The 10,165-nt window shown below is 67.0% G+C and carries 9 protein-coding genes; 5 read left to right on the top strand and 4 right to left on the bottom strand.

Annotated features, from left to right (window positions below; all coding sequences use genetic code 11):
- Nucleotides 1-158: 158 nt before the first annotated feature.
- The gene (locus IEY73_RS32060; RefSeq protein ID WP_189083108.1) at nucleotides 159-515 is read left to right on the top strand and encodes a nucleoside triphosphate pyrophosphohydrolase family protein; all 357 of its coding nucleotides are present in this window, start codon (nucleotides 159-161) and stop codon (nucleotides 513-515) included.
- On the opposite strand, the gene IEY73_RS32055 is transcribed toward IEY73_RS32060, so the two are convergent.
- Nucleotides 491-1,720, bottom strand: coding sequence for an IS110 family RNA-guided transposase (locus IEY73_RS32055; protein WP_189083107.1), 1,230 nt, complete (start codon nucleotides 1,718-1,720; stop codon nucleotides 491-493). The genes IEY73_RS32060 and IEY73_RS32055 overlap by 25 nt on opposite strands.
- A gap of 527 nt (nucleotides 1,721-2,247) precedes the next feature.
- Here IEY73_RS32055 and IEY73_RS32050 point away from each other — a divergent pair.
- The gene (locus IEY73_RS32050) at nucleotides 2,248-2,436 is read left to right on the top strand and encodes a hypothetical protein (protein ID WP_189083106.1); all 189 of its coding nucleotides are present in this window, start codon (nucleotides 2,248-2,250) and stop codon (nucleotides 2,434-2,436) included.
- On the opposite strand, the gene IEY73_RS32045 is transcribed toward IEY73_RS32050, so the two are convergent.
- Both IEY73_RS32045 and IEY73_RS32040 read right to left on the bottom strand, forming a co-directional pair.
- Complete coding sequence (locus IEY73_RS32045; protein ID WP_189083105.1) at nucleotides 2,423-3,649, bottom strand: MFS transporter; 1,227 nt, start codon at nucleotides 3,647-3,649, stop codon at nucleotides 2,423-2,425. The genes IEY73_RS32050 and IEY73_RS32045 overlap by 14 nt on opposite strands.
- Before the next feature lie 5 nt (nucleotides 3,650-3,654).
- Nucleotides 3,655-4,887 (bottom strand): glycosyltransferase family 2 protein, encoded by a 1,233-nt coding sequence (locus tag IEY73_RS32040; protein ID WP_189083104.1) that lies wholly within the window; start codon nucleotides 4,885-4,887, stop codon nucleotides 3,655-3,657.
- 356 nt (nucleotides 4,888-5,243) lie between these two features.
- Here IEY73_RS32040 and IEY73_RS32035 point away from each other — a divergent pair, with 356 nt between their 5' ends.
- Together IEY73_RS32035 and IEY73_RS32030 are read left to right on the top strand one after the other, a co-directional pair.
- Nucleotides 5,244-5,546 (top strand): DDE-type integrase/transposase/recombinase, encoded by a 303-nt coding sequence (locus IEY73_RS32035; protein ID WP_189083103.1) that lies wholly within the window; start codon nucleotides 5,244-5,246, stop codon nucleotides 5,544-5,546.
- 120 nt (nucleotides 5,547-5,666) lie between these two features.
- Entirely contained in the window at nucleotides 5,667-6,440 is a 774-nt protein-coding gene (locus tag IEY73_RS32030; RefSeq protein WP_189083102.1) for a site-specific integrase, read from the top strand.
- 733 nt (nucleotides 6,441-7,173) lie between these two features.
- On the opposite strand, the gene IEY73_RS32025 is transcribed toward IEY73_RS32030, so the two are convergent.
- A complete protein-coding gene (locus tag IEY73_RS32025; protein ID WP_229716365.1) occupies nucleotides 7,174-8,577 on the bottom strand; it encodes an AAA family ATPase in 1,404 nt (467 codons plus the stop codon).
- A gap of 280 nt (nucleotides 8,578-8,857) precedes the next feature.
- On the opposite strand from IEY73_RS32025, the gene IEY73_RS32020 reads away from it, so the two are divergent.
- Nucleotides 8,858-9,958 carry an integrase core domain-containing protein gene (locus IEY73_RS32020; RefSeq protein WP_189083101.1) on the top strand — a complete coding sequence of 367 codons (1,101 nt, stop codon included), beginning with the start codon at nucleotides 8,858-8,860 and terminating at the stop codon, nucleotides 9,956-9,958.
- Nucleotides 9,959-10,165: the final 207 nt, after the last annotated feature.

The raw sequence follows: 10,165 nt of genomic DNA, 5'->3' as shown, positions 1-10,165 counted from the left end.
CCCGGATCATGCGTACGACAGGGGCAGTAAGTCATACCGGACCGAGCGACCGAGCAGTCCCCGGCTGGGGACGATCAAAAAGACCTCCGATATCTGAAGTAGTCAAGTTCGCAGCGACGACGGATGGATGCCGGTTCTTGGACGGTTAGTCTTTGATCATGGATTTGAGTGAGCTGCAGGCTCGCGCGTTGGAGATTGCCACGCTTTACGATCGGCACCACGTTGCTGCTGGCCGTGAGCCGTGGAGTACTGGTGATCTGATGCTGGGCTTCGTCGGCGATGTCGGTGACCTCGCGAAACTGGTCATGGCGGTCGACGGACGCCGGGTCATCCCGGATGCCGAAGCCGGCCTCGGCCATGAACTGGCCGACTGCCTGTGGTCGGTGCTCGTGCTGGCTGGCCGCTACGGCGTGGACCTCGCCTCCGAGTTCGCCCGGATGACCGACGGCATCGAACAGCATCTCCAATCCGGGGAAGGCACGGCGGCCGTTCAGGCCGGTGCAGGCACCAACTGATTGAACGCCTTGCCAGCGTCATAGAGCTGGCCGGTGGCGAGGCAATGATGCAGACAGCCGAGAAGCCGGTTGAACAGGTTGCGTAGCGCGGCGGGGTGCCGGTCGCCATGGTCGCGGCGGCGTTGATAGTGCTGCTTGGCGGGTTCGGCGTGGGTGGCGGCGACGAAGGCCCACAGGTAGCCGGCCGCGGCGAGCCGGTCGTTCTTGACCTTGCGGTGGGTGATGGAGATGCTGCGCCCGGACGCGCGAGTGACCGGAGCCGCACCGGCGTAGGCCTTCAGGGCACGGGCGTCGGCGAACCGGGCGCGGTCGTCGCCGATCTCGGCCAGGACGCGGGCGCCAGTCACATCCGCCAGGCCGGGAAAGCTGGTCACAATCACGTGGTCCGGGTGCTGGCGGAATGCCTCGCTTGCGGCCTCGGCGAGCTTCTCGACACTGACACACTCGACGTTCAGCGTCGCCAGCAGCGCCAGTGCCTGGCTGCCCATCGCCTCCTCCACGACAGGCGGTTGGCGCAGCTGCGGACGGCGTAGCGCCTCCTGTAGCTCCGCGGCCAGCGCTTCCACGCCGCGTTGGCGTCCGCCGCGACGCAGCGCGGCAGCGATCCTTGTGGTGGACAGCTTCGCAGCGGCCGCAGGCGTGGGTGCGATGGCCAGCACCGCCCGAGCGTCCACGCTGGTCAGGTTGCCCTTCCTGCCGCTGAACGCGGCCAGGAAGGTGGGGAAGTACTCGCGCAGCAGCGACCGCAGCTCGTTCGATGCCCGAGTTCGCCGCCAAGTGGCGTCCTGATGGGCGCGGGCCAGCACGGCGATGGCCTGGACCAGTTCGCTGTCGTGCGGCAGCGGCCGGTGCGCGTGGGCATCGGTACGCAGGATGTTGGCCAGCACCACAGCATCGGCGTGGTCTGACTTCTTCCGTGAAACCGAATAGCGCTCCCGATAGCGAGCCACCGCCATCGGGTTGATCGAATACACCCGTCGTCGGCTCGTGCGTAGCGCCGCGACCAGCAGCCCACGCGGCGTCTCAATCGCCACCGGGATCGGCTCGTCGACGCTGTCCCCTGCGGCGGCCAGCATCTCCACCAGCTTGGTGAATCCGTCCAGGTCATCGCCGATACGGCCCTTGGCGACCAGGCGACCGTGCTCGTCGACCAAAGCGATGTCGTGATGCTGCTCCGCCCAGTCGATGCCGCAGTACACCGTCAACTCCAGCTCCTCCCCATCTGCCAGTACATGTGTGCAACCCTGGCGGAAACGCGCGGCGCCCTAATGACGAGGCTCTGTGGCCTACCCTCCGATGAGCCGTTCGCGATCCCAGCGACCCGCACGGTCCCGGTCTTCGCAGTCAGAGCTCATCGGCTCCCGGTATGCGAGGTGTTCGCCGTGCGGACGGGCTGCAACCACGATCAACATCTTGCCCAAGGTCACGGGGTGGCCCGGCACTGCCGAGATCCGCCGGTCTTGCACGAGACCTGGCACGGTCCAGAGGTGTGCAGGCGTGTCCTCGGTGAGCCGGACCACCACGTGAACGGCTCGCCGAGCCCACGCTGCCGATCTTTTTGGAGACCCTCAGAGGCCAGGTAACGGGCAGCCATCCCGTGGTCCACGGCGGGCCGCTCAAGACTCATTAGGTAACGGGGTAAGGAGTGCCACACTCACCGGTTGGGAGCACGCAACGGTCAGCCGCCAGGCCGAGTTCGCAGGATCTGACTCGGCGAGTCCCATCGCAGATCATGACCACCCGGGTAGGGCTGCATTTTCCCAGCGATTTGGCGTTTGACACCTGGGAGCAGGCCGGGCACAAGATCTCCCGGCTCATCGACTCATCGGCCTGGTGCCTGGGCGACTGGCTGGTCTACGGCCAGGATCGTTACGCCGATCGGTACCGGAACGCCGTCGCAGCCGCCGTCATGGCGCCTTGACGCCGCCGACCCGTCGCCGCGCGGTATGTCTCGCACCGAGCACGACGACCGCCAGCGGCAGCACGAGCCCGCTCAGCGCTGCGCTGAGGCCCACCGCGTCCGCCAACCAGCCGATCAGCGCGGGTCCGAGCAACGCACCGCCGTAGATCATCATCGCCACCCGGGCGAGCAGCACGCCGGTCGGCGCCCCGGTCAGTCCGGCCGCGCCGCTGCCGATCGTGCTGAAGACGATGGGATTCGCCAGAGCGACCCCACTGCCCATCAGCGCGAATCCGGCCATCGCCGACCACACGTTCGTCACCGCAAGAATCAGCAGCAGTCCCCCGGCGGCCACGGCGGCGCTGCACCGTAGCAGAATCACCGGCCCGTACGCGTGCTGCAGCCGATCGCCGACCAGGCGCGTACCGGTTTGCGCCACCATGAACACGGTGAATCCGGCCGCCGCCACGTCGGCCGCGGCACCACGCGCCTCGTGCAGGAAAATGGTCGACCAGCTGGACGAGACGGCCTCGGTGAGCGCTGCCGCCGCGCCCACCCCGCCGAGCGCCACCACTGCCCATGACCAGCCCATGCGCCACGTCGGCCGCCGATGCTCGGACGCGTCGGGGCTGGACGGGACTGCGTTCGGTGCGAGCAACCACGGACCGGACGCGATCAACAGGAGGCTGACCCCGATCGCCACCGCGCCGAAGTGCTGGTCCAGGGGCCACGCGCCACGGGTCGCCGCCGCACCCAGCGCACCGCCGGCCAACGCGCCGATCCCCCATGCGGCATGCATGCTGTGCAGCACCGGGCGGCCCACCACCCGCTCGATCTCCAGCCCCTGTGCGTTCATCGCGACGTCGAGGATCCCGGCGACGAAGCCCGACACGAACATCACCGCGATCGCGGAGTGCAGGTTCGGCGCTGTCGACAGCAGCACGTACGACCAAGCCGCCAGGAGCGCGAACAACCGTGTCACCGGCTTGCTGCCGTACCGTGCGGTGACGAGGCCTGCCACCTGCATGGCCAGCAGCAGGCCGACCGCCTGGGCCAACAGGACCCAGCCCAGCTCGGCGTAGGTGAGGCTCAGCGCGTCCTTGAACCGCGGCATCCGGGAGAACCAGCTACCCACCAGCAGGCCCACGGTGAGAAAGACGACCTGGTTCGCCAGCCGAGCCCGGCGCGCGGGGCCGGCGTCGCGTCGCTGCGTGACGTCGCGGCGAGCGGACAAGCCCCTCACCGCCTCTCGGGCTCGGTGGCCGGCCCGGTCAGCGCGCCGAAGCCGCCGGTACCGGTCCATGTGCCGATCGGTATGCCGGCGTTGAACGGGCGGCCGTCCGGGAGCGACATCGCCGGGCGGCGGTGAGCGAGATGCACCAGGACGTCGTCGTACTGAGCGACCGAGCTCATCGAGGTGAGCCGGACCAGGATGTCATCGTCCTCACCGCCCCAGCCCTCGAATCGCTCGTCGAAACCACCGATCCGTTGGAAGATCGGCGAGCGGACCCACAGACAGGCACCCGGCACGTCCCGCAACAGCAGCCCGCGCATCTCGTCCAGGCCGGTGGACGGGCCGCCACCCACACATCGCCGTTCGATCGCCCGGTTGCTCGCCGAGGGGTCGAGGGAAAGCATCTCGGTGTGCGGCAGGTGCGCGTCGTGCGAGGGGTCGGCGAAACGCTCCAGGTTCCGTTCGAGAAACCGGCGATCGGCGAGGATGTCGGCGTCCAGGAGACACAGCACGGGCGCCACCGGGCCGTGGCGCACACCGGCGTTCATCGCCCACGACTTGTTGAAGAACCCCTTGGCCGACAGATGGATGTACTGGTCGACACGCGGGGAGACGATATGCCGCCACCAGGGACGGTCCGATTCGACCACCGTCACGGTGTAGCGACCCGGGGCCAGGGACTGGTCGCGCAGTGCGGACACGCAGGCCAGCAGGTTGCGTACCCGATCGCCCTGGCCGGTGTCCCGCAGCGTGACCACGACATGGACGTCGGGTGCCGGGGCCGGTTCGCGCAGGCCCCATCGTGATCGCTCGAGCAGACCCTTGAGTTCGAACGCCTCAGCGCCGGCCTGAAAGGCGCCACCACGGTGATAGCGGATGAACACCTCGTCGTCGGCCCGGTCGAGCACCATCCACAGTGTTCGGCGCTCGACCGGAAGACGATCGAGGACCCTGTCCGTCTCGCTCGCGAGTGACTCCTCCGCTGCGACGTCATCGGGGAACTCGGCGAGCCGCCGGTACGCCGGCGACAGCGACGGGTCCCGTCCGATCGCCTCCGCCCATGCGCGCAGCACCCGCTGATAGACCGGCGAACTGTGCGTCCAGTAGTCGGCCGCCACGGCCGGGACGGCCGAGTCGTGGGACAGCACCGCGTATGCGGCGAGCCGGCGTCCAACGGTGGTGCGACCGTCGTCCGTTCGATAGGGGGACGTGGTCGCTGAGCCACGATAACGGTGCATGAAAAGGGGAAACCTGGCTCGCAGCCGGCAGGTGAGACTGCAGTCGCAGGCCGGCAGGGACGTTGTCCCGCCGGCGAGACAAGGGTCGGCGTTCATCTGCACTCCCCTCCGTTCGGCTGTACGGGCGACCGAACTCTCTCGTACATTTCCCTCACGGCCGTTCATCGTGGTCGATGTGCTCGCGGGAGGTGAGACCTTGGCCTTCACGATCGAGGCGGTCACGGCGGTGGATGATGCGACGGCCGCGGTGCTCGCCCGCCTGCTGGCGCAGCTGACATCACCTACGTGCCGACGTGGCAGGGCTGGCTTTTCCTGGCGACCGTCATCGACTGCCACACCCGCGAGGTTGTCGACCCATGGACGACAATTACCGGACACCGCTGATCGAGAAAGCGGTCCGGATGGCCACCACGAACCAGCGCTTGACCGATGATGCGATCTTCCATTCCGACCGCGGCAGCAATTACACGTCCGCCGATTTCGGCGGCACACTCAAGACGCTCGGGATCCGGCAATCTGTCGGTCGTACTGGTATCTGCTACGACAATGCGATGGCGGAGTCGTTCTTCGCGACGCTGAAGAACGAGCGAGTCCATCGCACCGACTATCCGTCCGACGATTCTGTGCCGGTCAGCAAGAGCGCGGCACTCCACCCTTGATGATGCGACAAGCATCAGCGTCACACGCAGGGATGACATACGGGATTGTCGCGATGTTGTCGCAGCCGAACGGGGCACCGGTAGAGGTGACAGAAACTCACCTCTACCGAGGAGGACGTCATGCGACAGAATCCGAACCGGGGCCGGGTCTACCGCTGCTGCGCCTGCCGCGACAGCACCGGCAAGCTGTTTGACCCCCACTGCCCCCAGCTTGTCAAGGCCCGCCACGGCGGCTGGGGTTTCGCCGTCGACCTGCCCAGCCTGGACAAACGCCGGACCATGCGTCGCACCGGCTTTTCTACGAAGGCCGCGGCTTCGGAAGCCCGCGCCCACGTACTGGAATGCGAGCGCGTCGGCGTCAGCCTCGACGACAGCGAGACGGTGGCCGCCTACCTCACCCGCTGGCTCGCGACCAAGGCGCCGACCCTCAAGCCAAACACCGTCAACCGCTACACCGCCTACCTCCACAACGACCTGATCCCCGCGTTCGGCGCCGTCGCGTTGGAACGGCTCACCCATGAGCACGTCGCCCAGTTCATCGCGCGCGAGCTCGCCGCTGGCCGTGGTCCGGTGACGTTGCGCCGCTACGTGACGACTTTGTCGAACGCGCTCAACGACGGCCGCCGCAACCACCGGCTCCCCCACAACGCCGCCCGCTTCGCCAAGATCCCCCGCCCGCCGCGGCCCGAGCTCACCTGCTGGAGCACCACCCAGGCCAGCAGGTTCCTGCAGCACTGCCGCACCGTCGAGGATCCCCTGGCCGAGCTGTTCGAGCTGATGATCCGCACCGGGATGCGTAACGGCGAGGTCCTGGGGTTGCATTGGGCCGATGTGGACGTCGACGTGCTCAATGACGTTTTCCCAGGTCATCGAAAACTATGTCAGGCCGAGTAAAGGTGTCGCTACCAGCCACCTCCAACTGAACCCATCGTATTGCTCCTACCAGCAGCTTTGCTACCCTGGGTTCCCTCAACCCGAGTTCTCCAGAAGGATTCACCTTCGGTCCGTTGATGCCCCAACGAGTCCATTCGGGACAACGAGCGGCGTGCTATCCGCCATCGGAGCTACTCCTTTAACTGCATCTACGGCCCTCGCCATTTACTGTTCGGCTGGAGTGCCTTCCAACAATTCCGGTCGAGGTCCTTCATCCCGAATCGGTGGTTCTCAGGCACTCTTTTGCTCCAGCACCTCGACTATAGGTCCGGGCCAGAGTGAGGCAGCCACCCCGGTCGGGCAAGTATTGGACGGTCCGAGCCGTCTCGGGCCAGCCTGCGGACCGCCGCATTGTCGCCGCTCGCCGGCTGGATGACGGATTCGGCCGTCTGCGGAACGCGCATCAAGATGCGAGATCAACCACGTGGCTGCCGTCGTTGCCGCCGCGCAACCAAGCTCACGGACCGTGCGTGACCTACCGCTTCAGGGACGGTCAGAGGCCGTCGCCGTAGCGGTGTAAGTGTTCCGCCGCACGCATCGCACGGACCGCGGCGAGGTGCTGCTGCTCGTCGGCGATCTCGGCATTGACAAGACCGTATCGCATCGGGAGGCGCACCCGGCCGGCTTCCCGCGTGCCCGGACCGCCGTTCCGCCCACCCAGAACATCTCAGCCTGTTCGAGAACAGGGCCCGGCTTAGGTCGCGGCGTATAGTCGATCAAGGTTGACCAGCCGGAGACCTGGCTCTGCGGCAGCCCTGGAGTAAAGGTCTTCGGCGAAGTCTGCGCCGCTGAACAGCAGCAGCCGGCACCGTTCGGCACGGATGCCGTCCTTTCCGCGCAGCAGCGTACGAATGTGCGCCAGCCGGTTCAGGTGACTCAGCCCCACGGTCTCGTTCCACTTGGCCTCGCCGATGGCGAGGAGTTCCTCGCGGCCCTGGTCGTCACGGCCGAACACGGCCACGTCCACCTCATGCTGGGTACGTGCGGCCGGGTCGTTGACCACGCCGGCCGCGACCCGGGTGGGGTAGCTGCCGAGGATGTCCGAATCGGCTTCCCAGCGAGCCCAATTCCGGCAGATCGTCTCGAAATGCGGTCCGACGACCTTGCTCAGGAAGGTGCGCTGCAAGCGGGGCCAAACCTGCCGGGAACGGCCCGCACGTTCGAGGTCGCCCCACGCCGGGCGCATCACGGCGTGGTAGAAGGTGAGCAGCGGCTCCGCGGTCCGGTAGACGCCCTTGTTGTTCTTGAAAGCGTCGTCCTCGCGGATGACCAAGCCGACGTCCTCCAGCACGCCCAGCGGATGGGCCAGGTCTGACGGCTGACGTCCCAGGAAGTTGGCGATCTCGCCACGGCGGGTGCGGCCGTCCGCGATCGCGGCCAACACCGAGTGATACAGGGCGGGGTCGCGGATGTCGGGTTCCTCCGCGAGCAGGTAACGAGCCTCCCGGAAGAGCGGTCGGGCGGGATTCAGCACGGCACGCACGACCCAATCGTCGAAGTCCTCCGGCCCGGCCGGTGTGTCGTCCTGCGTGAACTCGTGACGGTACGCCGGGGTACCGCCGACGATCGCGTTGACCAGCATCGCCGTACGCGGATCCCCGATGTCCCAGAACCGGGCCGCGGCACGGTAGTCCAGCGTCCGGACCACCAACTCCAGGCCGGCCCGGCCGCGCAACGGCGCGGTGCCGGACAACAGGCCACCCATGAAAGACAGCGCGGAGCCGCACAGCAGAAGCCGGACCTGCGTATTCGAGCGCTGACCCGCCGGATCGAGCGCACGCTGGATGATCGACGGCAGTGCCGGGCTGACCCGGGCCAGGAAGGGGAACTCATCGATCACCACCGGCAACGGGCCCTGCGGGGCCAACGTCATCGTCCGGCTGATCGCCTCGTCCCAGTCCACGAACCGCAACGGCGTCGGCTCACCCAGATGATCGCCGAGCGCCTGACCATACTGACGCAACGCGTCAGCCTCCGACGACTCCGTGGCAGTGAACATGAACCCGCCGCCCGAGCGCACCAGGGCGTCGAGCAGGAACGTCTTCCCCTGACGCCGGCGGCCGGAAACAACACCGAGGGCCGCCCCAGTCCGAGGCATACGGGCAAATCGAACCAACTCATCCCACTCGGCGTCGCGGTCAAAGATCTCGGCCGGCTTCTCCACCGTCACCTCACATAAGTATAGTTACAATAACTATACTTACACATCGAAGCGCCATCAAGACGGGTGGCAATGGAGAGCAACGTGCGGGTGCCGAAAACCTCATCCACCCTGGTCACAGCCCATCCCGCCGCCGACGTGGGCAGGAGGGGAACCGGACTGCTTTCGGCGACCTCGGTGACACTCGATGCGTCCTGCTCCGCGAGGATGATCGGTTGTGTTGCTGCGACTGGCCTACCTCGGTGTGACCAACGCCCTCGCGCTGCTACGGCTGCTGCCGATGAGCGACCGCGACAAGGACGCCGAGATCCTCGCCCTCCGGCACCAGATCATGGTCCTCGAACGGCAACTCGGCGGCGGCGAACGAGTCCGGTTCAACCCGGCCGACCGGGCCTGGCTGGCCGCTCTGCTGCACCCGCTACCCCGAGCCGTACTACAGCAGCTGCGGCTGCTCGTGCGCCCGGATACGGTACTGCGCTGGCACCGTGACCTGATCGCCCGCCGGCACGCTCGCCGCCCCCGGCCTCGCCGGGCCTGTCGACCGCGAACGGTTCGGTCGATCCGCACCCTGGTACTACGTCTGGCCCGCGAGAACAGTGGCTGGGGCTACCGGCGCATCCACGGCGAACTCCTCGTCCTCGGAGTCAAGGTCGCCGCCTCCACCGTCTGGGAAATCCTCCACGACGCCGGCATCGACCCGGCACCGGAACGCACGAGCAGCACCTGGGCGACGTTCCTGCGCTCCCAAGCCCAGGCCCTGATCGCCGCGGACTTCTTCGAAACCGTGACACTGACCGGCGCGCGACTGTACGTCCTCGCGGTGGTCGAACACGCCACCCGCCGCGCCCGAATTCTCGGCGCCACGCCCCATCCCAGCGCCGCCTGGGTCGTACAGGCCGCCCGGAACCTGGTCATGGACCTCGAAGACACCGGCTGCCAGGTCAAGTATCTGATCCGTGATCGCGACGGCAAGTACCCGGCCCTGTTCGATACGATCCTCACGGACGCCGGTATCGAGGCCGTGCTCACCGGCGTCCGCATGCCTCGCATGAACTCGATCATGGAACGGTGGATCCAAGCCTGCCGCCACGAACTCCTCGACCGGACCCTGATCTGGAATCAGGCCCATCTGCTGCACGCCCTACGCGAGTACGAACACCACCACAATCAGCACCGGCCACACCGAGGCATCGCCAACGCCCGACCCCTGCGAGCACTACCCGACCCGACCACCAAGCCAGCAGCCCTCACACATCTACATGTCCGCCGACACGATCGACTCGGCGGACTCCTCCACGAATACGAACAAGCCGCCTGACCAGCACGGATGGCATTATCGGCACCCGCAACGCCACCGCCGCCCCAACGGTGTAGACGCTCGCACCACGATACTGCCGCCGGCGTCCTTGGCCTTCTCCATCACCAGCGGAGCCGGCCGAATACCACACAACAAGATCATCAGCAGCGACCCCTGATTTCTGTCCAACATGGACAGCAATGCGCTCCATTACCACCGAAAGGGCGC

Source organism: Mangrovihabitans endophyticus (assembly GCF_014646155.1).
GTDB classification, from domain to species: Bacteria; Actinomycetota; Actinomycetes; order Mycobacteriales; family Micromonosporaceae; genus Actinoplanes; species Actinoplanes endophyticus.
Note: the sequence above shows the minus strand (reverse complement) of the source record. Positions and strands in the feature narration are given on the sequence as shown.